Source organism: Caldimonas hydrothermalis, from assembly GCF_056746695.1.
Genome location: NZ_JBWQXA010000007.1, coordinates 163,409 through 186,499 on the forward strand (window position 1 = coordinate 163,409; position 23,091 = coordinate 186,499).

At 68.5% G+C, this 23,091-nt stretch carries 23 protein-coding genes; 13 read left to right on the plus strand and 10 right to left on the minus strand.

Annotated features, from left to right (window positions below):
• Window positions 1-3 precede the first annotated feature (3 nt).
• Window positions 4-1,413, minus strand: a complete 1,410-nt coding sequence (locus AC1ECW_RS10835) for an APC family permease (protein ID WP_481201810.1) — start codon at window positions 1,411-1,413, stop codon at window positions 4-6.
• Window positions 1,414-1,658: 245 nt separating this feature from the next.
• On the opposite strand from AC1ECW_RS10835, the gene AC1ECW_RS10840 reads away from it, so the two are divergent.
• Both AC1ECW_RS10840 and hpaR read left to right on the plus strand, forming a co-directional pair.
• Window positions 1,659-3,314 (plus strand): diguanylate cyclase domain-containing protein, encoded by a 1,656-nt coding sequence (locus AC1ECW_RS10840; protein ID WP_481201811.1) that lies wholly within the window; start codon window positions 1,659-1,661, stop codon window positions 3,312-3,314.
• An 84-nt stretch (window positions 3,315-3,398) separates the two neighbouring features.
• Window positions 3,399-3,914 carry a homoprotocatechuate degradation operon regulator HpaR gene (gene hpaR / locus AC1ECW_RS10845; protein WP_409703390.1) on the plus strand — a complete coding sequence of 172 codons (516 nt, stop codon included), beginning with the start codon at window positions 3,399-3,401 and terminating at the stop codon, window positions 3,912-3,914.
• Between the two features lie 9 nt (window positions 3,915-3,923).
• On the opposite strand, the gene AC1ECW_RS10850 is transcribed toward hpaR, so the two are convergent.
• Both AC1ECW_RS10850 and AC1ECW_RS10855 read right to left on the minus strand, forming a co-directional pair.
• Window positions 3,924-4,796, minus strand: coding sequence for a pirin family protein (locus AC1ECW_RS10850; protein ID WP_481201812.1), 873 nt, complete (start codon window positions 4,794-4,796; stop codon window positions 3,924-3,926).
• A 34-nt stretch (window positions 4,797-4,830) separates the two neighbouring features.
• Complete coding sequence (locus tag AC1ECW_RS10855) at window positions 4,831-5,430, minus strand: FMN-dependent NADH-azoreductase (protein WP_409703384.1); 600 nt, start codon at window positions 5,428-5,430, stop codon at window positions 4,831-4,833.
• 120 nt (window positions 5,431-5,550) lie between these two features.
• Between AC1ECW_RS10855 and AC1ECW_RS10860 the strand changes: the two genes are divergently transcribed.
• Window positions 5,551-6,519, plus strand: coding sequence for a LysR family transcriptional regulator (locus AC1ECW_RS10860; protein WP_481201813.1), 969 nt, complete (start codon window positions 5,551-5,553; stop codon window positions 6,517-6,519).
• A gap of 7 nt (window positions 6,520-6,526) precedes the next feature.
• Here the strand turns inward: AC1ECW_RS10860 and AC1ECW_RS10865 are convergent, their stop codons facing one another.
• Entirely contained in the window at window positions 6,527-7,468 is a 942-nt protein-coding gene (locus tag AC1ECW_RS10865) for a DMT family transporter (protein ID WP_481201814.1), read from the minus strand.
• Complete coding sequence (locus AC1ECW_RS10870; protein WP_481201815.1) at window positions 7,465-8,340, minus strand: 3',5'-nucleoside bisphosphate phosphatase; 876 nt, start codon at window positions 8,338-8,340, stop codon at window positions 7,465-7,467. The genes AC1ECW_RS10865 and AC1ECW_RS10870 overlap by 4 nt, the downstream gene beginning before the upstream one ends.
• A gap of 362 nt (window positions 8,341-8,702) precedes the next feature.
• Between AC1ECW_RS10870 and AC1ECW_RS10875 the strand changes: the two genes are divergently transcribed.
• On the plus strand, window positions 8,703-9,773 hold the full coding sequence (locus AC1ECW_RS10875; RefSeq protein ID WP_481201816.1) for a hypothetical protein: 1,071 nt from the start codon (window positions 8,703-8,705) through the stop codon (window positions 9,771-9,773).
• Between the two features lie 96 nt (window positions 9,774-9,869).
• On the opposite strand, the gene AC1ECW_RS10880 is transcribed toward AC1ECW_RS10875, so the two are convergent.
• Window positions 9,870-10,799: an IS5 family transposase gene (locus AC1ECW_RS10880; protein ID WP_481201817.1), complete on the minus strand. Its 930-nt coding sequence runs from the start codon at window positions 10,797-10,799 to the stop codon at window positions 9,870-9,872.
• 120 nt (window positions 10,800-10,919) lie between these two features.
• On the opposite strand from AC1ECW_RS10880, the gene AC1ECW_RS10885 reads away from it, so the two are divergent.
• The 3 genes from AC1ECW_RS10885 (at window position 10,920) to AC1ECW_RS10895 (ending at window position 11,998) form a co-directional block, all read left to right on the plus strand.
• Entirely contained in the window at window positions 10,920-11,162 is a 243-nt protein-coding gene (locus AC1ECW_RS10885) for a type II toxin-antitoxin system Phd/YefM family antitoxin (protein ID WP_481201818.1), read from the plus strand.
• Entirely contained in the window at window positions 11,159-11,422 is a 264-nt protein-coding gene (locus tag AC1ECW_RS10890) for a Txe/YoeB family addiction module toxin (protein ID WP_481201819.1), read from the plus strand. The genes AC1ECW_RS10885 and AC1ECW_RS10890 overlap by 4 nt, the downstream gene beginning before the upstream one ends.
• A 270-nt stretch (window positions 11,423-11,692) precedes the next feature.
• Entirely contained in the window at window positions 11,693-11,998 is a 306-nt protein-coding gene (locus tag AC1ECW_RS10895; protein WP_481201820.1) for an HVO_A0114 family putative DNA-binding protein, read from the plus strand.
• Window positions 11,999-12,011: 13 nt separating this feature from the next.
• Here the strand turns inward: AC1ECW_RS10895 and AC1ECW_RS10900 are convergent, their stop codons facing one another.
• From AC1ECW_RS10900 to AC1ECW_RS10915, 4 genes are all read right to left on the minus strand, one after another.
• Window positions 12,012-13,112, minus strand: coding sequence for a PQQ-dependent sugar dehydrogenase (locus tag AC1ECW_RS10900; protein WP_481201821.1), 1,101 nt, complete (start codon window positions 13,110-13,112; stop codon window positions 12,012-12,014).
• Between the two features lie 71 nt (window positions 13,113-13,183).
• Window positions 13,184-14,404 carry a PQQ-dependent sugar dehydrogenase gene (locus AC1ECW_RS10905; protein ID WP_481201822.1) on the minus strand — a complete coding sequence of 407 codons (1,221 nt, stop codon included), beginning with the start codon at window positions 14,402-14,404 and terminating at the stop codon, window positions 13,184-13,186.
• A gap of 89 nt (window positions 14,405-14,493) precedes the next feature.
• Window positions 14,494-16,206, minus strand: coding sequence for a single-stranded-DNA-specific exonuclease RecJ (gene recJ / locus AC1ECW_RS10910; protein ID WP_481201823.1), 1,713 nt, complete (start codon window positions 16,204-16,206; stop codon window positions 14,494-14,496).
• Between the two features lie 13 nt (window positions 16,207-16,219).
• A complete protein-coding gene (locus AC1ECW_RS10915; protein ID WP_481201824.1) occupies window positions 16,220-17,152 on the minus strand; it encodes a hypothetical protein in 933 nt (310 codons plus the stop codon).
• Between the two features lie 78 nt (window positions 17,153-17,230).
• On the opposite strand from AC1ECW_RS10915, the gene AC1ECW_RS10920 reads away from it, so the two are divergent.
• The 6 genes from AC1ECW_RS10920 to tfpB are packed head-to-tail and all read left to right on the plus strand — an operon-like array spanning window position 17,231 to window position 23,040.
• A complete protein-coding gene (locus AC1ECW_RS10920; protein WP_481201825.1) occupies window positions 17,231-18,487 on the plus strand; it encodes a lipoprotein-releasing ABC transporter permease subunit in 1,257 nt (418 codons plus the stop codon).
• Window positions 18,480-19,154 carry a lipoprotein-releasing ABC transporter ATP-binding protein LolD gene (lolD, locus tag AC1ECW_RS10925; RefSeq protein ID WP_409704146.1) on the plus strand — a complete coding sequence of 225 codons (675 nt, stop codon included), beginning with the start codon at window positions 18,480-18,482 and terminating at the stop codon, window positions 19,152-19,154. The genes AC1ECW_RS10920 and lolD overlap by 8 nt, the downstream gene beginning before the upstream one ends.
• Before the next feature lie 13 nt (window positions 19,155-19,167).
• Window positions 19,168-19,974: a TatD family hydrolase gene (locus tag AC1ECW_RS10930; protein ID WP_481201826.1), complete on the plus strand. Its 807-nt coding sequence runs from the start codon at window positions 19,168-19,170 to the stop codon at window positions 19,972-19,974.
• A complete protein-coding gene (locus AC1ECW_RS10935; RefSeq protein ID WP_409704150.1) occupies window positions 19,971-20,474 on the plus strand; it encodes a DNA-deoxyinosine glycosylase in 504 nt (167 codons plus the stop codon). Before AC1ECW_RS10930 ends, AC1ECW_RS10935 begins: the two co-directional genes overlap by 4 nt.
• A complete protein-coding gene (locus tag AC1ECW_RS10940; protein ID WP_481201827.1) occupies window positions 20,471-21,244 on the plus strand; it encodes a methyltransferase domain-containing protein in 774 nt (257 codons plus the stop codon). Before AC1ECW_RS10935 ends, AC1ECW_RS10940 begins: the two co-directional genes overlap by 4 nt.
• Entirely contained in the window at window positions 21,241-23,040 is a 1,800-nt protein-coding gene (gene tfpB / locus AC1ECW_RS10945) for a type IV pilus assembly ATPase TfpB (protein ID WP_481201828.1), read from the plus strand. Before AC1ECW_RS10940 ends, tfpB begins: the two co-directional genes overlap by 4 nt.
• The last annotated feature ends 51 nt before the right edge of the window (window positions 23,041-23,091 follow it).

A 23,091-nucleotide genomic window follows, 5' to 3' on the forward strand; every position in this document is an offset into this window, starting at 1 on the left:
CGCTCACTCGGCCGCCGGGGCCATCGACACGTTGGGCTTGCGTACCAGCACCACCAGCAGCGCACCGATGGCCAGCACGGCCACGCTGATCCAGGCTGCGTTCCAGCCACCCAGGGTTTGGCTGTTCACATAGGACAGGCTGGACCACAACATGTAGCCGCACACCAGGCAGAACAGCGCCGGCAGCAGCGGATACAGCGGCACCTTGAACGGCCGCTCGACGTGCGGCTCGCGGATGCGCAGCACGATGAGCGAGATGCCGCTGAGCAGGAAGAAGAGCCAGAACACCGGCGCGGTGAACTCCACCATCGCCTTGAAGCCGCCGCCGGCCCAGGTGCCGATGGCCACCAGGGCCAGGGCCAAGACGCATTGCAGCCGCAGGGCCTGCAGCGGGGCCCCCCGCTGGGCGTCCCAGTGCGCGAGCCAGCGCAGGGCCGACCAGTCGCAGCCCAGCGCATAGCTCGTGCGTGCGCCCACGATCATCGTGGCGTTGATCGAGGTGAGCGCCGCCACCGCCACCATCAGCGAGATCAGCCACTCGCCGACCGGCCCGAAGCTCACCCTGAGCAGGTCGGCCGCCACCGCATTCGATGTCGCCATGCCGTTCAGGCCCAACCCTTGCCAGTAGGCCCACACCACCGCGAGGTACAGGCCGGTGATGATGAGGATCGACAGCACCAGGGCGCGCGCGGTATTGCGCCGCTTGTCACGCACCTCGGCGCTGATGTAGGCCGCTTCGTTCCAGCCGCCGTAGGCCAGCAGCACGAAGACCATCGCCAGACCGAACATGGCCGGCGACGGGGTGGCCGCGGCCGCGGGGGCGGCGGTGCCGGCCCCGGCGCTGCCGTCGGGCAGGGCCACGGCCGCCCCGATGATCAGCATCAGGCCGAGGATCTCCAGTGCGGTCAGCCCCAACTGGGTGGAGGACATCGCCCGCACGCCACGCAGGTGGATGTGCGTGAGCACCAGCACGCTCAGCGCGGCGTACACCGCCGAACTGCCGGTGGGGCTCAGGCCCGCCAGCGGCAGCACGGCCGTCATGTAGTCGCCGAACACGAAGGCCAGCAGCGCAATCGAGCCGGTGGTGATGACCGACAGCCGGGCCCAGCCGAACAGCAGCGAGACCGGCCGGCCGTAGGCACGCTGCAGATAATGGTAGTCGCCGCCCGCATGAGGGTAGGCGGTGGCCAGTTCGGCATAACACAGGGCACCGATCAGCGAGGCCAGCCCGCCCAGCACCCAGGCCGCGAACATCCAGGTGACATCGCCGGCCATGCCCGCCACCAGTGAGGGCGACTTGAAGATGCCCGCTCCGATGACCACGCCCACGATGATTGCGATGGCCTCACGCAGGCGCAGCACCTCTCCAGGGCCGTGCGGACGGGGGTCGGCGGGGCGGGTCGGCTCGGTCATGGGCGTTCTCGCAGGCATCACGACGGGGCGGCACAGGCCGGACGAGCGAATTGCGATCACGCAGCGCTGCGGGAAGTTTCGTGCTTCGGTGCGAACAGCGCAAACAGCGCGGGAGGGCCTCGCGGGCACGGGAAAACCCGAGCCCCGGAACGTGGGGGGCGGCGGGAAAGGCCTCTGGACGCCCGCCGCCGGCATGCCCCTAGACTTCCCCCAAAAGAGGGAAGTGTTTTCCCGGAGAAACCCCGATGCTGCGCCTGCGCCTGGTGCCGTTTCGATGGAAGGTGGCCGCCTTGCCCGCGCTCAGCAGTATCGGGGTGACCCTGGCTGTGGCCTGGGCCCAGGTACACCTGACCAGTGAGCGCATCGTCCAGGAAGCCGGACGCGAAGTCGCAGGGGTGGCCTGGGCCGTGGCCGACCGGCTCTCGCGCGACATGGCTGCGCGGGGCACCGAGGTGCGGCTGCTGGCCCTGATACGGGCTCAGCAGCCCCACAGCCCGCCCGATGAGATCCGCCGCCAGCTCGAACTGCTGCAACGCCAGGTGCCCAGCTATGCCTGGATCGGCTTCCTCGATGCCGAGGGCCGGGTCGTGGCCGCCACCGGCGGGGTTTTCGAAGGCGGCGACGGTGCAGACCGGCCCGTCTTCACGCAGGGTCGCCAGGGCCTGTGGTTCGGCGACGTCCACCCGGCCGTGGTCTTGGAGCGGCTGCTCAACCCGGTGGGGGCCGAGGCGCTGCAGTTCGTCGATGTGGCCGCCCCGGTGCACGACATGCAGCAGCGCTTCCGGGGTGTGCTGGCGGCCCACCTGGGCTGGCGTTGGGCCCGCGAAGTCGCCGAAGACGTGCTGCGCCCCTACGAAAACCGACACCGGCTGGAGGTGCTCATCCTCGATGCGCAGGGGCAGGTGATCCAGGGGCCGGCCGCGATGCGCCAGCGGCCGGTCCCGATCGATCCGCGGGCCTTGCCACAGCCGGGCGAACGCTACCGCCTGGCCCGCTGGGATGATGGAACCGAGGCAATGACGGCCGTGGCCGCCAGCACTCCCCATGGCGACTTCCCCGGGCTGGGCTGGCGTGTGGTGGTGCGCCAGCCCATCGGTGTGGCGCTGGCGCAGGCCAGGCAGGCCGGGCGGCAGATCTTTGCCTGGGGCGCGGGCGTGGGGCTGGCCTTTCTCGGGCTGGGGCTGTGGCTGGCGCGCCGGGTGTCACAGCCGGTGCACCAACTGCTGCGCAGCACCGGCGGCCTGCAACATGCCGGCGGCCGGGGCGGGCGGACTCCGGACCGCCGCCAGGTGGACGTGCGCTGGGTGGCCGAGCTGATGCAGCGCATGGACCGCGACCTCGCCTCGCGCGAGCGCGAGGTGCGCCGGCTGCGCCACGAGGCCACGCACGACCCGCTCACCGGCCTGCCCAACCGCGCCTTCCTGGCCGCCCTGCTGGAGCGGGCGGCTGTGCCCACGCGCGAGGTTCGTGAGCTGGTGGTGATGTGCATGGACCTCGACGACTTCAAGGGCGTGAACGACCGCCATGGTCATGACGTGGGCGATGCCGTGTTGCGCGAGGTGGCCTGGCGGCTGCGCAGCCTGCTGCGCGAGGAGGACGTGCCGGTGCGGCTGGGCGGCGACGAGTTCCTCTTGCTGGTGCAGGCCGTGCCGGGCGACGGCGAGCGGCTGGCCGACCGCATGGCCGAGCGCCTCGTGCGGGCGCTCAGTGTGCCGATGCGCGTGGGGACGTCCCTCGTCCCCGTGGGGTGCAGCCTGGGTGCGGTGGTGTGGCGCAGCGACGCGCCGGCCTCGCTGCAGGCCGCCTGGACCCGCGCCGACCGGGCGCTCTACCAGGCCAAGTCCGAGGGCAAGCGCCGCTGGTGCCGGTTGCCGCTGGAGCCGGGGCTCCCGCAGCGGTGAAGCATGGGCGTATTTGTTTATAACCTGAGGTGATCCTTAGAATATGTGAAGTATCTGCTTCACATCGACGTGCCAAGGACACCCATGCCCCCTGTCATCGGCCACCGCAACCTGCCCGACGCGCTGCTGCGCGCGCGCGAATCGGTGATGCGCTATTTCCGCCCCAACCTCAAGGTCGCGGGGGTGACCGAGCAGCAGTGGCGGGTGATCCGCGTGCTGTCCGACCGGGGTGAGCTGGAGGTGGGCCAGATCGCGGCGGCCGCCTGCATCCCGGGGCCCAGCCTGACCGGCGTGCTCGAGCGCATGGAACGCGACGACTGGGTGCGGCGTTTCCGCATCTCCACCGACCAGCGCAAGGTCATCGTCGAGCTGACGCCCAAGGCTCGCCGCTTGGTGCAGCGCATGCTCGGTCGCATCGACGAGCGCTACCGGGCCATCGAGGCCCAGCTCGGGCCCCAGGCGCTCGACGCCTTGCACGCCCTGCTCGAGCAAGTGGCGGCCCTGCCCGACCCGGCCGCCCCGGCACCGGTGAAACTGCCGGTGCGCCGCAAGCCCGCGGCCAAGGCCCCCGACGGGCCGGCGGTGACCGACGCGGCCTGATCCGCGGCTTCAGCCGCCGAAGCGTCCGGCGCGGAAATCCTGCACCGCCTGGAAGATCTCCTCCTGGCTGTTCATCACGAAGGGCCCGTACTGCACGATGGGTTCATGCAGCGGCTTGCCGGCCAGCAGCAAGGCACGGCTGTCGGTCATGGCCTGCAGGGCCACACCATCCCCCTCGTTGCGCAGCAGGGCCATGTGGCCGGCGCTCACCTCGGTGCCCCCGATCGCCAGTCGGCCGCGGTAGACGTAAACGAAGGCGTTGTGCCCGTCCGGCACGGGCTGCGCGAAGCGCGTGCCCGATGTCAGGTGCACGTCCAGGTACAACGGCTCGGTGACCTCGCGCTGCACGGCGCCGGCCACGCCATGGCTGTGGCCGGCGATCACCCGCACCCGCCAGCCTGCAGCCGTGTGCTCGGGGATGTCCTCGCTGCGGATGTCGCGGTACCACGGGGCGCACATCTTGTCGCGCGCAGGCAGGTTCAGCCAGAGCTGGAAGCCCTCCATGCGGCCTTCCTCCTGCTCGGGCAGCTCGGAATGGATCACGCCGCGCCCGGCCGTCATCCATTGCACGTCACCGGGGCCGAGCAGGCCTTCATGGCCGGCGCTGTCGCGGTGGCGCATGCGCCCGGCGATCATGTAAGTCACCGTCTCGAAGCCGCGGTGCGGGTGGTCCGGGAAGCCGCCGATGTAATCCTCGGGCCGGTCGGTGCCGAAGGCATCGAGCATCAGGAAGGGGTCGAGCCGACGCTGCAAGGGCTGGGTCAGCACGCGCGTGAGCTTCACCCCTGCGCCGTCGGACGTGGCCACACCGGCCACCAGCCGCTCCACGCGACGGGGGTGCTCGACCACATCGTGGCGGTCGGTCGGTGTGATGACGGTCATGGCAGGAGCTCCTCTCGCAAAGAACAGGGCCGGGTCAGGCCAGCACAGCGTCGATCTCGGCCTGCGCGTTCGCCAGGGCCTGGCGCTCGGCCTCGGGGCCCATTGCCAGACCCTCGGCATAGATGAACTGCACATCGGTCATGCCCAGGAAGCCCAGCACGGTCTTCAGATAGGGCACCTGGCTGTCCGAGGGCTGGTTGCGGTAGATGCCGCCGCGCGTGAGCACGACATAGACCTTCTTGCCCTTGAGCAGGCCTTCAGGGCCCTTCTCGGTGTACTGGAAGGTCACCTTGGCGCGCGAAATCGCGTCGATCCAGTTCTTCAACTGCACCGGCACCCCGAAGTTGTACATCGGCACGCCCAGCACCACCACGTCGGCCGCCTGGATTTCGGCGATCAGCGCATCATCCAGGGCCACACGGGCGGCCTGCTCGGGCGTGCGCTGCTCGGCGGGGGTGAACAAGGCGCCCAGGGCCGCCTCGTCCAGCACGGGATGGGGCGTGCGGGCCAGGTCGCGCACGGTCACGCGGGCCTGCGGATGACGCTCGCGCAGCCGCTCGACCAGGGCGCTGGCCAGCCGGGTCGAGTGCGAGCCGTCGATGCGGGCGCTGGAATTGACTTGCAGGATGTTCATGGTCTGCTCCTCGTGAAAGCGTCTGGGTTGCGGATGCTTTGAACTTTAGTTATCCCAAAATCGATCCGGAAGATCATCTTTCGGATAATATTGAACCATTTATGGAACAATGAGGGCGGCATGAACCTCCAGGCCGACGATCTGTTGCTGTTCGCCCGCGTGGCCGACGAAGGCAGCTTCAGCCGCGCCGCCGAGCGCACCGGCCTGCCCAAATCCACCGTGTCGCGCCGGCTGGCGGCGCTGGAGGCCCAGCTCGGCGAGCGGCTGCTGCTGCGCACCACCCGCAAACTCACCCTCACCGACTTCGGCCACCATGTGCTGGCCCATGCCCGCCAGGTGGCCGACGAAGTCGAGGCGGCGGCCCTGCTCGCTCAACACCGCCAGGCCGAGCCCAGCGGCCGCCTGCGCGTGTCCATGCCGGGCGACTTCGCCAACCTGGTGCTCAGCCAACTGCTGGCGGACTTCATCGCCCGCCACCCTGCCATCACCCTGGAGGTGGACATCACCCCGCGGCGCGTGGACCTCATCGGCGAGAACTTCGACCTGGCCATCCGCATGGGCGAGCTGGCCGATGATGCCTCGCTTGCTGCGCGGCGCCTGGCGGTGCTGTCGGTGGGCCTGTATGCCTCGCCGACCTACATCGCCCGGCAGGGTCTGCCCTCCGAACCCGAGGCCCTGATGGAGCACGAGGCCCTGCGCCTGCTCTCGCGCAACGGCGAGCCGGCCCCCTGGGTGCTCAGCCGCGGCGAGATGCGCTGGGAGGGCATTCCACCGGGGCGGGCCACCATCAACTCACCCGAACTGCTGATGCGGCTGGCCCGTGCCGGCGCGGGCATCGCGGCCGTGCCCGATCATTTCGCCGAACCCTATGTGCGCAGCGGCGAACTCCAGCCCCTGCTGACCGACTGGCACCTGCCCGCCACGGTGGCCTGGGCGGTGTTCCCGGGCCGGCGCCTGATGCCCGCGCGCACCCGGGCGCTACTCGATGCGCTGGAGCGCCAGTTCAGCGGCGAGGCCTGCCAGGCCGTGGACCGGCGGTTGGAGGCGACGCTGGCGCCTTGGCGCAGCGGCCAGCACACGGCGCCCTGAGCGGGGTTCAGTCGGCCAGCGTATCCGCGGCTGCCGGCGCCTGTGATTGCGAGCGTGCGCGCAGGTTCAGCCACACCGAGGCCGCCCCGCTGGCGGCGATCAGGCCCATGCCGGTGAAGGCCCAGGCATCGGGCGCCTGCGAGAAAATGATCCAGCCCCACAGCGTTGCAAATGCGATCTGGGCATAGGTGAAGGGCATCAGCACGGCCGCCGGTGCCCGGCCCAGGCCGTAGATGAAGGCCAGGTGGCCGAATGTGCCCATCAAGGCCACTACGGCCAGCACGGCCCATTGCCCCCAGTCCGCCTGGGCGAGCGCCGTGAAGGTGCCAGCCGGGCTGAGCAGCAGGCCCAGGCTGAGCAGCCCGGCGCCCACCACCCCGGTGCAAAAGTGCGTGGTCATCGGCGACTCCAGCCCCGACAGGCGGCTCGTGACCAACTGGAACAGCGCGCTGGCCAGGGCCACCATCAGCGGCAGCAGCGCCGCTGTGCCGAACAGGGCACTGCCCGGGCGGATCACGAGCAATGCCCCACCAAAGGCCACGATGACCAGGGCCCAGCGCAGGGCACTGACGTGCTCGCGCAGCACCAGCGGTGCCAGCAGCGTCACGAACACCGGCGCCAGCATCACCACGGCCGTGAACTCGGCCAGCGGCATCACCCGCAGCGCATAGAAGGCCAGCACGCTCGTGGTGAGCAGCAACACGCCGCGCAGTACCTGAAAGCGCGGGTGCAGCACACGAAAGCGCCGTGCCCCGCCGCGCAGGGCCAGCCACACCCCCATGACAAGCGCCTGCACGGCATAGCGGAACCACACCACCACCAGCATGGGCAACGCCAGGCTCAGGTGCTTCACGCCGCTGTCGAGCGTGGCAAAACAGGCCACGGCCAGCACCGTCAGCCCGATGCCGGACAATACACGCGAGGGCGCAGCCGCGGTGGCAGGGTTCACGAAGGCAGGTGGATGCGATCGGCCAGCGCTTCCCACACCGGGCACAGCGTGCCGCTCAGGTAGGGCAGGGCGCCCAGGTCGGTGTGGCTCTCGTCGGGCGAGTGGAAGTCGGAGCCGCGCGAGGCCAGCAGGTCGAACTCCTGCGCCAGCGCCGCGTACTTCACGTAGTCCTGCTGGGTGTGGCTGCCGGTGACGACCTCCACGCCGCGACCGCCGAACTCGCGGAACTCGCTGAACAGCGCGTACTCCTCATTCGCCGTGAACTTGTAGCGCCCCGGGTGGGCCACCACGGCCACGCCGCCGGCGTTCACGATCCAGCCCACGGCATCGCGCAGGCTGGCCCAGCGGTGTGGCACATAGCCGGGCTTGCCTTCGGTGAGGTATTTACGGAACACCTCCTGCGTGTCGCGGCATGCGCCCACCTCCACCAGGAAGCGCGCAAAGTGGGTGCGCGAAATCAGCTCGGGGTTGCCCACGTACTTCAGCGCCCCTTCATAGGCCCCATGGATGCCCACCCGCGCCAGCCCCTCGGCCATCTCCCGCGCCCGCGCCTCGCGCCCGCCGCGCGTGCGCGCCAGCCCCGCCACCAGGGCCGCGTCGTCCGGGTCGAACCCCAAGCCGACGATGTGCACGGTTTCACCCGCGAAGGTCACGGAGATCTCGGTGCCCGTGAGGTAAGGCAGCCCCAGCCTGGAAGCGGCCGCCCGCGCCCGGTGCTGCCCGCCCACCTCATCATGGTCGGTCAGCGCCCACAACTGCACCCCATTGGCCTGTGCGCGCGCCGCCAAGTCCTCCGGGCAAAGCGTACCGTCGGAGATGCTGGAATGGCAGTGGAGATCGGCGTTGAGCACGCCGGCGGGCGAGAAGTTCACATCTGCATTGTAGGAAGGCGGGGCCACCGAGACCGGCCAGGGGGCATCGGCAAAGGCGGGACTGCCAAGAGCGGCGAGAAAAAAGCACGGACCAGCCGGCCCCACCCCGTCGCTCTTGCCCCTTTGGGGGGGTATTGCCCGCACCTGTGAGCACAGGCAAAGTGCGCCTTGCGAACGCTGCGCCGATTTGCATGAAATTCAGTACTGTGCAAATATACAGTCTTTGCTTGCCAACCCAGGCTGGGCAAGGCTTACCGTCCGATCAGACCGTCGGTGTTAGGGAGACGGCCGGCGGTGTTATGCAGCATTTTTGCTCCCTATAACACGTTAGACCTCACTAAATACAGAAGCACGCAGCATCGATGCAGAAGACCACAACGATCGCAATGCCCAGCTCACTCGAGCTGCAAACTTCCCTTGCGTTCTCCACAAAAATGGCTGGAATCGAGGATGCAGAAGAGTACGTATTCGATTTCAAGTCGACACAAAATACTGAGCCATTTGCCATGCTCTTGATTTCAAGCGAAATCAGGAGACTCATTCGCAACAAGCCCCATGCCAAAGTTTTGTGTGCAAACTTTAAGCACATGAACTACGCTGCACACATGGGCTTCTTTCAAGCCTTTGGGCTTGACCACGGCAAAGCGCCGGGCGAAGCAAAGGGAAGCCCAAGATACATTCCAATGCGAATCTTCGATTCAGCCACACTGGAGAGAGAGGCCGCGACCAAAGGGATTGAAGTAGGCGAAGAAATCGAAGCCAACAGCTCGCAAATGGCTTCGTTGCTATGCGGAGAGCGCGATGGCGCGATGCACGAAACGTTGACCTACTCTATGCGGGAGATTATGCGCAATGTCATTGAGCACAGTGAGTCTCCTAGGTTTGGTATTTGCGCACAATATTGGCCATCCAAAAGTAAGGTTGAAGTCGCAATTCTTGATCGTGGCATCGGACTGAGGCAAAGCCTCAGCCACAACCCACACATAGATGCCTCCACTGACAAAAATGCCATCAACTACGCATTGATGCCGGCGGTGTCAGGCAAAGCATTTAAGGGCGCAAGAATCCGCAAGAAAGGGCATTGGGTCAACTCTGGCTTCGGCTTGTACATGACCAACCGCATTTGCCGCAATGGCGGCAATTTCTTCATTGCCAGTGGAAAGGCCGGACTCTTATTGACATCAGGCAAGGGCGGCAAAAAATGGCATGACTGTGACCTGCTTGGCACCGCAGTCAGAATGGTCGTAAAGACAGATCAACTGAGCGGCCTAAGGGAGGCTTTGGCTAAATACAAGGAAGAAGGTTACGAGTTCCAGAAACAGTATCAAGAAATCGTCAACATTGATCCCTCATCTGCGTCGCTAATGCTTTCCGACGATTTCGACACATCCACTTGGCAAAAAATCAAGGAACGAATTGGTATTAAGAAGTGAGCACTATCAACCAAGGTCTAACTGTCGGTTCAACGCGGACGCCAACACTGGCCATGGCTTCGCCATTTTCATGGCCAGTATTGGTGCCCTCCGCCCCTACGGGCTCCGGCGCCGGTTAACCTGGGCGTTGATCGCCTTGTTGCGCGCATCCAGCCGCACACGCCGCTCCTGCCCGGGCTTCGCACGCCGCGCGATGCCGTCGCGCAGCCCGCGGGCCTGCAGCAACTCCCGGTTGATCTGCGCGTCGTGGCCACGGTCAGCCAGCAGCCGCGCACCAGTATTGGCGCGCTCCAGCACCTCCTTGAGCGTCTGGCCGTCGTCGGCGTTGGCCGGCGTGACCCTCGCCTGGCGGATCAGCTTGTAGCGCGCGTCCGCGTTGGCATGCACCTTGTAGCCGTACAAGCTCTTGCCGTGCTTCTTGGTCCAGTGCGCGTCGCGGTCGGTGTGCTGCAACCGCTTGGCGTTCCAGCCCTCGGGCTTGCGCCCTTCGTTGAGCGCCTCGCGCTCTTCCTTGTTCGCCTGGGTGACCGGTACCTGCACGATGCTGGCATCCACGATCTGCCCGCCGCGCGGGATGTAGCCGTGTTGCTGCAACTGCAGGCTCACCGCTTCGAAGATCGCGCGACCGCCCAGACCGCCTTGGGCCAGGCGCTGCTTGAAGCTCCACAGCGTGCGCGCATCGGGGATGTGCAGCGCACCGTCCAGGCGGCAGAAGTGCTGGAAGCTCATGCGGTCGAGCACCTGGTACTCGCAGTCCTCGTCGCTGAGGTTGTACAGCGACTGAATGAACAGCAGCCGCACCATCACCTCGGTGGGGTACGGCAGGCGCCCGCCCTTGCTGCGGTCAGGGCGTGGGCAAGCGGTGTCCACCCGGGCGGCGATGGCCGCGAAATCGATCAGTTCGTCCATCGCCGACAGGTTGGCGATGAAGCCGCCGAGCTTGGATTGACGCTGGTCCTGCACGAACAGGTCAGCGCCGGGCTGAGAGCGCCACAAGGACGAGGGCTTGATGCGCGGTGTGATCATGGGCGACATCATGCCGGCCGCAGAGGTTGCGGGCGTGAGGGAGGTTTCGAGAAGTGCCCGCTAGGCCCTCTTGCATCGGCGTACGTTTTGCCGTACGCTTGTGGCCCCTGGAGCCTGCCTATGACCACCCTCACCGCCAGCGAAGCTCGCGCCAACCTTTACCGCCTCATGGACCAAGCGGCCGAGTCGCATGAGCCCATCCTCATTTCCGGCAAGCGCCACAATGCCGTCCTGATTTCCGCCGAGGACTGGGCCGCCATCCAGGAAACGCTCCACCTGCTCTCGGTGCCGGGCATGCGTGAGTCCATCAAGGCGGGCATGGCTGAGCCCATTGAGTCTTGCTCCACGGAGCTTGACTGGTGAGCTGGCAAGTCGTTTTCACCAAACAAGCCCAGAAAGACGCCCGCAACCTCGCAGCCGCCGGTCTCAAGGAGAACGCACAGGCACTGCTGGCCATCCTGGCCAAGAACCCGTTTCAAACGTCGCCGCCTTACGAGAAACTGGTGGGTGATCTGGCAGGGGCATACTCTCGCCGCATCAACATTCAACACCGGTTGGTGTACCAAGTGCTGGAGACGCAGCGTACAGTCAAGGTGCTGCGGATGTGGACGCACTACCAATAGCAGCGAGCCATTCGTCCAAGCCGACGCCACTTCGCGGCGTGGCTTCACTCCGGTGTTAACTGCCGGGTCCCGGATGATTCCTGACCTGTTTTGAGAACAGATTCGCTACGACAACGAAGCGGGCAAAGTGGATCATCGACACCACGGTGAGAAGAAGTCAGGCGACTCCTTCTCCACGCCCGAGGCATGGCTCGCAGCTTTTGAGCAAGACATCGCGAGGTGCAACCGTGAAGAACAGTCACTCTTGAGGTGTGCTCCCCCAAGGCATCGATGGCCAACTGCGCCAGCGTTTGGCGCAGCAGCAAACCGGCACTGTCGGCGCGGATCCGCTTTGCTTCCCCCGAGCTGCTGTGGAAGGTGCTCACCGCCAAGCGGTGGGAGCTGTTGAAAGCCCTTTGCGGGGCCGGGCCGGTGTCCATCCGGGAGGCCGCGCGGCGCGTGAACCGTGACGTCAAGGCGGCTCACAGCGGCGTGACGGCCTTGCTCCATGCCGGCGTGCTGGACCGGGCCGAGGGGAGCGGCATCGTCTTTCCGTATGAAGCGGTGAAGGTCGAGTCCCTGCTCCAGGCGGCATAAGGCACTCCAGCCTTCAGTTCTCCAGCCTCAGCACCTGCCCGTCGTTGTTGTCCGTCAGGATGTAAAGCCACCCATCGGGCCCCTGGCGTACGTCGCGGATGCGCTCGCGCAAGGTGGTGAGCAGGCGTTCTTCGCGCACCACGCGCGTGCCGTCGAGTTCGAGGCGGATCAGCGCCTGTTCGCGCAGGGTGCCGATGAAGAGGTGGCCTTTCCACTGCGGGTAGCGCTCGCCGGTGTAGAAGGCCATGCCGCTGGGGGCCACGGAGCGCGGCACCCATACCCGCAGCGGATCTTCCATGCCGGCCTTGCTGGGGCCTTCGCCAATGCTCAGTCCGGTGCCGTATTCGCGGCCGGAGGTGGCCACGGGCCAGCCGTAGTTGCGGCCGGCCTGGGTGAGGTTGAGTTCGTCGCCGCCCTGGGGGCCGTGTTCATGGGTCCAGAGTTCGCCGGTTTGCGGGTGCAGCGCGGCGCCTTGCACGTTGCGGTGGCCGTAGCTCCAGATCTCGGGGCGGGCGTCGGTGCGGCCCACGAAGGGGTTGTCGGCGGGCACGCGGCCGTCGCGCTCGATGCGCACCACTTTGCCGATGTGGTTGGCCAGGTTCTGCGCCTCGTTGCGCTGGCCGAAGCGGTCGCCCAGGGTGATGAACAGGCGCCCGTCGCGCGCGAACACCAGGCGCGAGCCGAAGTGGGCCGAGCTGTTGATTTTGGGCTGCTGGCGGAAGATCACCTGCACGTCGGCGAGCGCGTTGCCTTCCAGCCGCCCGCGTGCCACAGCGGTGCTGTTGCCGCCCTCGCCGGGTTCGCTGTAGCTCAGGTAGATGAAGCGGTTGCTGGCGAACTCGGGATCGACCGCCACGTCGAGCAGGCCACCCTGGCCGCGGGCATCGACCTTGGGCACGCCGGCCACGGGTGCGCTGAGCGCGCCGTCGGGCGAGACGATGCGCAGGCGCCCCGGCCGTTCGGTGACGAGCATGCGGCCATCGGGCAGGAAGGCCAGGCCCCAGGGGTGCTGCAGGCCGCGGGCCACGCTGACGGGTTTGAGGGTCTGGGCCTGGGCCAGCACGGTGGCCAGGCCGAGGGCGGCGGCCAGGAGCAGGCGCTGATGAATTCGCATGGTCCACTCCGAAAGAAACTCTTTCGTCGGAGTCTGCCACCGGGCGCGGGTTCCCGGTGGCCGTCGGGGCTTCAGCGATCGATGCGCAGGAGGTGGCCGCGGCTTTCGTCGAGCACGTAGAGCCAGCCATCGGGGCCTTGCTCGACATCGCGCATGCGCACGTCCAGCGAGCGAAACAGTTGTTCTTCGGCGATGATGGTGTTGCCGCGCAGCGTCAGCCGTCGCAGGCAGCGCTGGTCGGCCATGGTGCCCACGAAGAGGTTGCCGCGCCATTCAGGGAAGCGCTCGCCGGTGTAGAAGCACATGCCCGCGGGCGCGCAGGAGATGGGGACCCAGTACCACGCCGGCTCCGCGAAGGAGGGCGCGTGGGTGCCGCCGCCGATGCGGCAGGCGTTGCCCGGCGTCTGGTCATACGGGCAGCCATAGCTCACATTCGGCCAGCCGTAGTTGCCGCCGCGCAGCACCCGGTTGATCTCGTCGCCGCCCAGCGGGCCGTGCTCGCTGATCCACAGCTCGCCGGTGTCGGGGTGGATCGCGGCGCCTTGGGGGTTGCGGTGGCCGACGCTCCAGATCAGGCCGCTGAAGTTGTTGCCGGGGTTGTTGCCGTTGGTGTCGATGCGCACGACCTTGCCGAGGTGGTTGTCGGTGGTTTGCGGGGCATTGTTCTGAACCTGGCGGTCGCCCAGGGTGACGAACAGGTGGCCATCGCGTCCGAAGACCAGCCGCGAGCCGAAATGGCCGTCGCCGTTGAAGCGGGGCATCTGGCGGTAGATGACTGTCACCAGGCTGAGGCTCATATGGTCGTGGCTTAGCACGGCGCGCGCCACGGCGGTGCCGATGCCGGTGATGGCGCCCCCCTGGTCGGGTTCGGCATAGGACAGATAGATGCGTCGGTTGCTCGCGAAGTTCGGATCGATCACCACGTCGAGCAGTCCGCCTTGGGTGTTGCCTGCGTAGTACACGGCTGGCACACCCGCAATGGCGGCCGAGATGGTGCCGTCGGTGCCCACACGGCGCAGCCGCCCGGGCTTTTCGGTCACGAGCGCACTGCCGTCGGGCAGGAAGGCGAGCCCCCAAGGTTTGTCCAAGCCGGTGACCACGCTCGTGATCCGCGGTGGTGGGCCCGGTGGGGGCGGGGGGGATGGTGATCCGGCGTCGCCGCCGCCTCCGCCGCAGGCCGACAGGGCGGCCACGGCGGTGGCGTAGCGCCCGGCGCGCAGCAGCAGGTGGCGGCGTTGGGCATTTTCGAGCGCGGGGGCGGGGGCCGGCAGGCCAGGCAGATCAGGAGGCATGGCGGCTCCTTCGTGTCCGAAGCCGCCAGCCTAGCGCCACCGGCCGCCGGCAGGCGTGACAAGTCGCAACCGTCCCCGCAACCGGGGGGTCAACCCACCGCTTCCACCACCATCTGCACCCGCTGCTGGCCGTTGTATTCGTCCAAGGACAAGCGATAGGCCAGGCGGCTGCGTTCGGGCAGGGGGTCGCTATGGCCGAACCAGATCGCATCACGCAGGTGGCCGGCGTGGCGCACGGAAAGCTTCAGGTGGCGTTCGCCGACGATGCGCTGGGACACCACGTCCACCTCGTCGCAGAAGACCGGCGCCTCGAAGGCCTGGCCCCAGACTTCCTGCTCCAGGATCTGCACGACCTCGGGGTGGAACCATTGCGGTTCCAGCGGGCCGTCGGTGGCCACGGTGCGTGCCAGCAGGCTGTCGTCCAGCCATTCGCTGGCCACGGTGGCGAAGGCCTGGGCGAAGGTGACGAAATCGTCCTCGCCCACGGTGCAGCCGGCCGCCATGGCGTGGCCGCCGAACTTGCGCAGCACGCCGGGGTGGCGTTTGCTGACGAGATCCAGCGCATCGCGCAGGTGAAAGCCGGGGATGGAGCGGCCCGAGCCCTTGAGCAGGCCGTCCTGGCCGCGGGCGAAGACGAAGGTGGGGCGGTGCACGCGGTCCTTCAGGCGCGAGGCGACGATGCCCACCACGCCTTCGTGGAATTCGGCGTCGTAGATCGCGACGGCAGGCGGGGGGTCGCCGGTGGGCATCAGGCGTTCGAGCAAGGCCTCGGCCTGTTCGCGCATGCCGGCTTCCACGCTGCGGCGCTCGCGGTTGATGCCGTCGAGCAGTTGCGCCAGCTCGGCGGCGCGGGTGGCATCGTCGGTGAGCAGGCATTCGATGCCCAGCGTCATGTCGGCCAGGCGGCCGGCGGCATTGATGCGCGGGCCCAGCGCAAAGCCGAAGTCGAAGGCGCCGGCCCGTTCGGCGCGGCGGCCGGCGGCGGCAAAGAGCGCGGCCACGCCGGGCTGCATGCGCCCGGCACGGATGCGCTTGAGGCCCTGGGCGACGAGCCGCCGGTTGTTCGCATCGAGCTTCACCACGTCGGCCACGGTGCCCAGGGCAACGAGGTCGAGCAGGCTGTCCAGGCGGGGCTGGGCACCGGCCTCGAAGGCGCCGCGCCGGCGCAGTTCGGCGCGCAGGGCCAGCAGCACGTAGAACATCACGCCCACGCCGGCCAGGTGCTTGCTCTCGAAGGGGCAGCCAGGCTGGTTGGGGTTGACGATCACGTCGGCATCGGGCAGCACGACCTCGCCATGGACCTGAGCCGGCAGGTGATGGTCGGTCACTACCACGCGCAGGCCCCGTGCGCGGGCGTGGGCCACGCCCTCGAGGCTGGCGATGCCGTTGTCCACGGTGATCAGCACGTCAGGGCGCCGGGCCATCGCCAGGTCGACGATGGCGGGCGTGAGGCCGTAGCCGTGCACGGCGCGGTCGGGCACCACATAGCTGAGGGTGTCGGGCCGCGCGCCCAGCAGCTTCAGGCCGCGCAGGGCCACGGCGCAGGCGGTGGCGCCGTCGCAGTCGTAGTCGGCCACCACGCAGATGCGCTGGCCGGCCGTGAGGGCTTCGGCCAGGCAGGTGGCCGCGTCGGCGGCACCTTTCAATTGCTCGGGCGGCAGCAGGCGGGCGAGTGAGTCGTCGAGTTCGTCGGTGCTGCGGATGCCGCGGGCCGCATACAGGCGGGCTAGCAAGGGGTGCACCCCGGCTTGCTCCAGCGCCCAGGCCGTGCGGGGAGGGACGTCGCGCGTGATGATTCTCATGACCGGCTCCGGCTCACAGGGACTGCAGCACGTCGGCCGGCGAGGCCGGTGCCCAGCGTGTCCTGAGCACCTGCCACCAGGAGCGCGCCGCCGGGGCCCAGGTCTGCGCGTGGCGCTCGCCGCACAAGGTCAGTTGCACGGGCTGTCCGGCGCGCGCTCGCTGCCAGGCTTCGCGCAGGGGGCCGGCGTCCAGGGCCTGCCAAGCCTGCGCCCAGGCGGCCCAGTCGCCCTGGACGAGGGCATCGCGCAGGCGGGTGTCCACGATCAGGTCGGCGGCGGGTCGGGCCTGCTGGCGCACCCCGCAACCGCTCAGCCAGAAGCTGTTGATGGGCAGCAGGCCGGCAGCCTCGCGGCGTTCGTTCAGCGGATGGGTGTAGAGCAGCATCTGCACTTCCTGCTGCAGCCGGCGCACCAGGCGGGCTTGGGGGTGGTCGGGCATCCACAGGTCCACGTTGCGGCCGATCACCCGGTCCACGCTGGCCGTGGGCAGCTCCGCCAGGCTTTCGTGGGCGACATACCAGCGCAACGGGGCGCCGTAGACCAGCACCCAGCCTTCGCCTTCGAAGAGCTCGCGCACGGCTTCGAGCGCCTCGCGCGAGGCGGCCTCGTCGAGCTGCAGCGACTCGGGCGGCAGCATGGTCACCTCGTCGGCACTGGCATGCCAGTGGGCAGGCGTGAGCAGGCCCCAGCACAGGTCGTCGGTGGCGATGCCGTCGGACGCTGCGGCATGAGCCGCCCAGGGCAGGCCGCCGTCGGGGCCGGCATAGCCCCAAGCCAGGGCCAGGGCGCGCTCATGCGGCATGGACAGGCTGTACTCGTCGCCCTCGCTGCGCCAGACCGGCCCGAGGTGGGCCAGCAGGCCGCCCAGGTGGGGCAGGGACAGCTCGCGCATCTTCGCGCGGGCCGCCTCGGCCAGCGCCGAGGCATAGGGAATCAGCACATGCATGGCCCGCCATTATCGGCGCCCTGGCCGGCTCGGGTAGCATCGGGCGCCTGCCTGCGGGCGAACCCCTCCATGCGACCCATGAACTGGCCCTACGAACTGCAGATCGGCTGGCGCTATACGCGTGCCGGCCGCGCCACCCGGCGCAACGGTTTCATCTCGTTCATCTCCGGCGTGTCGATGCTGGGCATCGCGCTGGGGGTGGCGGCGCTCATCATCGTGCTGTCGGTGATGAACGGCTTCCAGAAGGAGGTGCGCGACCGCATGCTGTCGGTGATCTCGCACATCGAGGTCTTCTCGGCCGACGGCCAGGCCCTGCCCAACTGGGAACAGACGGCCAACGAGGCCCTGGCGAACTCGCAGGTGCTGGGTGCCGCCCCCTATGTGGCCGCCCAGGCCCTGGTGGCGCGCGGCGAGGACATGCGCGGCGCGATCATCCGCGGCATCTCGCCCGAGCACGAGCCCAACGTGACCCCGCTGGCCGCCCAGCTCAAGGACACCGTGCTGGCCCGCCTGCAGCCCGACGGCTGGGGCGTGGTGCTGGGGGCCGAGCTGGCTCGCCAGCTCGGCGTTCGCGAGGGCGACCGCGTCACCATCGTCTCGCCCAGCGGGCAGGTGACGCCGGCCGGCGTGGTGCCGCGCCTGAAGCAGATGACGGTGGTGGGCACCTTCGAGGCCGGCCACTATGAATACGACAGCGGCCTGGTGCTGATGCACCTGGACGATGCGGCCCGGCTCTTCCGCGTGGCCGGGCCCACGGGCGTGCAGTTGCGCCTGGCCGACCTGCACCGCGCCCGGCAGGTGGCGCAGGAGCTGGCCCAGCAGCTCAGCGGCGAGCTCTACCTGCGCGACTGGACACGCACCAACCGCAACTGGTTCGATGCCGTGCAGCTCGAAAAACGCATGATGTTCATCATCCTCACGCTGATCGTGGCGGTGGCGGCCTTCAATCTGGTGTCGATGCTGGTGATGACGGTCACCGACAAACGGGCCGACATCGCCATCTTGCGCACCCTGGGCGCCACGCCGCGCTCTATCATGGGCATTTTCATGGTGCAGGGGGCGGCCAGCGGCATCATCGGCACCCTGGGCGGCCTGCTGCTGGGGCTGCTGGTGGCGTTCAACATCGACGTGATCGTGCCGGCCATCGAGCGGCTGTTCAACGCGAGCTTCCTGCCCGGCAGCATCTACCTCATCAGCCGCATGCCCAGCGACCCACAGATGGCCGACATCGTGCCCATCGGTGTGATCTCGCTCGTGCTGGCTTTCGTGGCCACGCTGTATCCGAGCTGGCGCGCCAGCCGTGTGCAGCCGGCGGAGGCGCTGCGCTATGAGTGAGTTCGTGCTGAGCGCCGAAGGCCTGCACAAGCGCTTCCACGAAGGCCCGCTGGACGTGCACGTGCTGCGCGGCGTGAGCCTGCAGGTGCGCCCGGGCGAGACGCTGGCCATCGTCGGCGCCTCGGGCTCGGGCAAGAGCACGCTGCTGCATCTGCTGGGCGGTCTGGATGCGCCCACGCAGGGGCGCGTGGTGTTGCAGGGGCGGGATTTCGCCAGCCTGGGGCCGTCTGCCCAGGGGCAGTGGCGTAACCGGCATCTGGGCTTCGTCTATCAGTTTCACCACTTGCTGCCCGAGTTCACGGCGCTGGACAATGTGGCCATGCCGCTGCGCATCCGGCGCATGCCGGTGGCACCTGCGCACGAACAGGCCCTGGCGATGCTCTCGCGCGTGGGTCTGCGCGAGCGCACGCAGCATCGCCCGGCCGAACTGTCCGGTGGCGAGCGCCAGCGCGTGGCCATCGCCCGGGCCCTGGTGACGCAACCGGCGTGCGTGCTGGCCGACGAGCCCACCGGCAACCTGGACCGCGAGACGGCCAACACCATCTTCGAGCTGATGCTCTCGCTGGCGCGCGACCAGGGCACGGCCTTCGTCGTGGTCACCCACGACGAGGAGCTGGCTGCGCGCTGCGACCGGCGGCTCAGGCTGAAGGCGGGCGTGCTCGTCTGAACGAAGACGCACCATGTGGATCGACACCCACTGCCACCTCGATGCGGCCGAATTCGACGGCGACCGCGAGGCAGTGGTCGCGCGTGCGCGCTCGCAAGGCGTGGGCGGCATGGTCCTGCCGGCCGTGAGCACCACCAACCTCGAGGCTGTGCGCGACCTGGCCCATCGTCACGGCTGCGTCTATGCGCTGGGCCTGCATCCTCTGTATGTGCACGCGGAGCCACCCGATGCGCTGGACACGCTGCGCGCCGCGCTGCAGCGTCATCGCGGCGACGCCCGTCTGGTGGCCGTGGGCGAGATCGGCCTGGACCACTTCGTGCCGGGCCTGGACCGCGCCGTGCAGGAGCGCTATTACGTGGCCCAGCTTCAACTGGCCCGCGAGTTCGAGCTGCCGGTGATCCTGCATGTGCGCCGCTCGGCCGATGCCCTGCTCAAGCACCTGCGGCGAGTGCGCGTCAAGGGGGGCATCGCCCATGCTTTCAACGGCAGTGTCCAGCAGGCACGGGCCTTCATCGACCTGGGTTTCAAGTTGGGCTTCGGCGGTGCGATGACGTTTGAGCGTGCGCTGCAGATCCGCACCCTGGCCCGTGAGCTGCCGCTGCAAGCGCTGGTGCTGGAGACCGATGCGCCCGACATCCCGCCGCAGTGGCTCTACCGCACCGCTGAGCAGTGCGCCGCGGGCCAGACCAGCCGCAACGAGCCGGCCGAGCTGCCGCGCATCGCCCAGGTGCTGGCCGAGTTGCGCGGCCTGAGCCCGGAGGCGGTGGCTGCAGCCACCTCGGCCAATGCGCGCGAGGTGCTGGGGTTGGCGTGGGCATGAAGGCTCCCGATCGCCTGCAGGGCCTGGCGCCGGTGGTGGTGCCCCATACCCGCCTCGTGGTGTTGGGCAGTTTTCCCGGCGTGGCCTCGTTGCGCGAGCAGCAGTACTACGCGCATCCGCGGAATCATTTCTGGCCCCTGCTGTCGGCCCTGTGGGGGGTGGACCTGCGGGCCCTGCCCTATGCGCAGCGGCTGGACGTGGTGCGCGAGCGGGGGCTGGGCCTGTGGGACGTGTATGCGAGCTGCCGGCGCGAGGGCAGCTTGGACAGCGCCATCGAGGAGGCCGAACTCAACCCGCTGGCGCGCCTGCGCGAATGGGCCCCGGGCCTGCAGGCGCTGGCCCACAACGGCGGCGAGTCCGCCCGGGCGATGCGCATCACGCGCCACCTGGGCTTGGCGGTGCACCGCCTGCCTTCCACCAGCCCGGCCAACGCCACCTGGAGCTTCGAGCGCAAGCTGGTGGCCTGGCGGGCCGTTTTCGAACTGCACGAACTGGCATGAGCTCCACCAAGCAGCGCAAAGGCGCCCTGCATCATCCGAGCGTCACGCTGTCCGAATCCGACGGCGTGCGCTATCTGCACCTGGACACGCCCTGGGTCCAGGGGGCCATGCGGGTGAAGAAGCCCAACGACATCGAGCTGGCCTACGTGCAGCGCATGATGGCCTGGATGCTGCTGCGCCCCACCGATGCCCTGGGCGAGGGCCACGCCGTGCAACTGGGCCTGGGCGCGGCGGCGATCACCAAGTTCTGTCACAGGAAGCTGCGCTGGCGCACCACCGCGGTGGAGCTGAACCCCGAGGTCATCGCCGTGTGCCGCCAGTGGTTCCGCCTGCCGCCCGACGACGAGCGGCTGCGCGTGATCGAGGCCGATGCCGCCGCCTACGTGGGCGACCCGGCCCATGCGGGCACGGCCGATGCGCTGTGTGTGGACCTGTACGACCACGAAGCCGCCAGCCCGGTGCTCGACGACGAGGCGTTCTACCGGGCCTGCCACCGCCTGCTGGCGCCAGGCGGTGTCATGAGTGTCAACCTCTTCGGCCGCCATGCCAGCTTCGAGCGCAGCCTGGCGCACATCGCCGCAGCCTTTGCCGGTGAAACCCTTTGGAGCCTGCGGCCGACGCGCGAAGGCAACACCATCGTGCTGGCCTGCCGTGGCGTGCCGCCCGTGACCCGGGCCGTGCTTGCCGAGCGTGCCGAAACCGTCGAAACTCGTTTCGGCCTGCCGGCTCGCAAATGGCCGCGCATGATGAAACACGTGCACCCGTCATGACCGCCAAACCCGACTCCGTCCACGCCAAAATGCATCGCAAGGCCCATCGCAAGGGCCGCCTGGACTGGCAGGTGCTGGTGGACTGGTTGCGCGAGGACGGTGTGATCACCCCCGGCGACGCCCAGCGCACCCAGCAGCGCCTGGCCGCCGGCGCCAGTGCCCAGCACCCGCTGGTGCGCCTGGCCAGCGTGGGCCTGGTGCATGCCGGCACCGGCAAGCCGCTGGACACCGAGACCCTCACCAAATGGCTCGCCGGTCGCGCGGGGCTGGACTACCTGCGCATCGACCCGCTCAAGGTCGATGTGGGCCGTGTGGCCGATGTGATGTCGATCAACTACGCCGAGCGGCGCCGCTGCCTGCCGGTGCAGGTGGGCCTGGCCGAGATCACGATGGCCACCTGCGAGCCCTTCGATACCGACTGGGTGGCCGAGATCGAGGCGCACACGCGCAAGAAGATCCGGCTGGTGGTGTCCAGCCCGAACGAGCTGGCGCGCTATACCACCGAGTTCTACACCTTGGCCAAGTCGGTCAAAGCCGCGGCAAAGAACGGCCAGGTCAGCGGCCCGGCCAACTTCGAGCAGCTCGTCGAACTCGGCAAGGCCAAGCACCTCGACGCCAACGACCAGGGCATCGTGCAGGTGGTCGACTGGTTGTGGCAGTACGCCTTCGACCAGCGCGCCTCGGACATCCATCTCGAGCCCCGCCGCGACATCGGTGCGGTGCGGTTTCGCATCGACGGAGTGATGCACACCGTCTACCAGTTGCCGCTGACCGTGATGGCCGCGATGACCAGTCGCATCAAGCTGCTGGGCCGCATGGACGTGGTGGAAAAGCGCCGCCCGCTCGACGGCCGGATCAAGACGCGCAACCCGCGCGGCGACGAGGTCGAGATGCGGCTGTCCACCCTGCCCACGGCCTTCGGCGAAAAGCTGGTGATGCGCATCTTCGACCCGGACACCACGGTCAAGAGCCTCGATGCCCTGGGCTTTTCCAGCCACGACGCGCAGCGCTGGGAGCAGCTCGTCACGCGGCCGCACGGCGTGATCCTGGTGACCGGCCCCACCGGTTCGGGCAAGACCACCACGCTGTACGCCACGCTCAAGCGCCTGGCCACCGACGAGGTGAACGTCTGCACGATCGAGGACCCGATCGAGATGATCGAGCCGGCCTTCAACCAGACCCAGGTGCAGCCCCAGCTCGACCTCAACTTTGCCAGCGGGCTGCGCGCGCTGATGCGCCAGGATCCGGACATCATCATGGTGGGCGAGGTGCGCGACCTCGAAACCGCCGAGATGGCGATCCAGGCGGCGCTCACCGGGCACCTGGTGTTCACCACGCTGCACACCAACGACGCGGCCTCGGCCATCACCCGGCTGCTCGACCTGGGCGTGCCGTCCTACCTGATCAGCGCCACCGTGCTGGGCGTGCTGGCCCAGCGTCTGGTGCGCACCCTGTGCCCGCACTGCAAGCAGCCCGACGAGGACTTCAGCCGCGACACCCTGGCCGCGGCCATCGCCCCCTGGCGCATGAGCGGGGCCTTCCGCCCCTATCGGCCGGTGGGCTGCATCGAGTGCCGCATGACCGGCTTCCAGGGGCGCGCGGGCCTGTACGAGCTGCTCACCGTCACCGAGGCCCTCAAGCCCCACCTCACCCAGACGCCGGACCTGTCGCGCCTGCGACAGCAGGCCACTCAGGATGGCATGCGCCCGCTGCGTCTGGCCGGCGCGATGAAGGTGGCCGAGGGCCTGACCACGCTGGACGAGGTGCTGCGCGCCACCCCGGCCTGGGAAGCCTGAGACGCAAGGCACCGATCGCGCAGCCCCGAGCCGCCTGCTTTACGGCGTCCG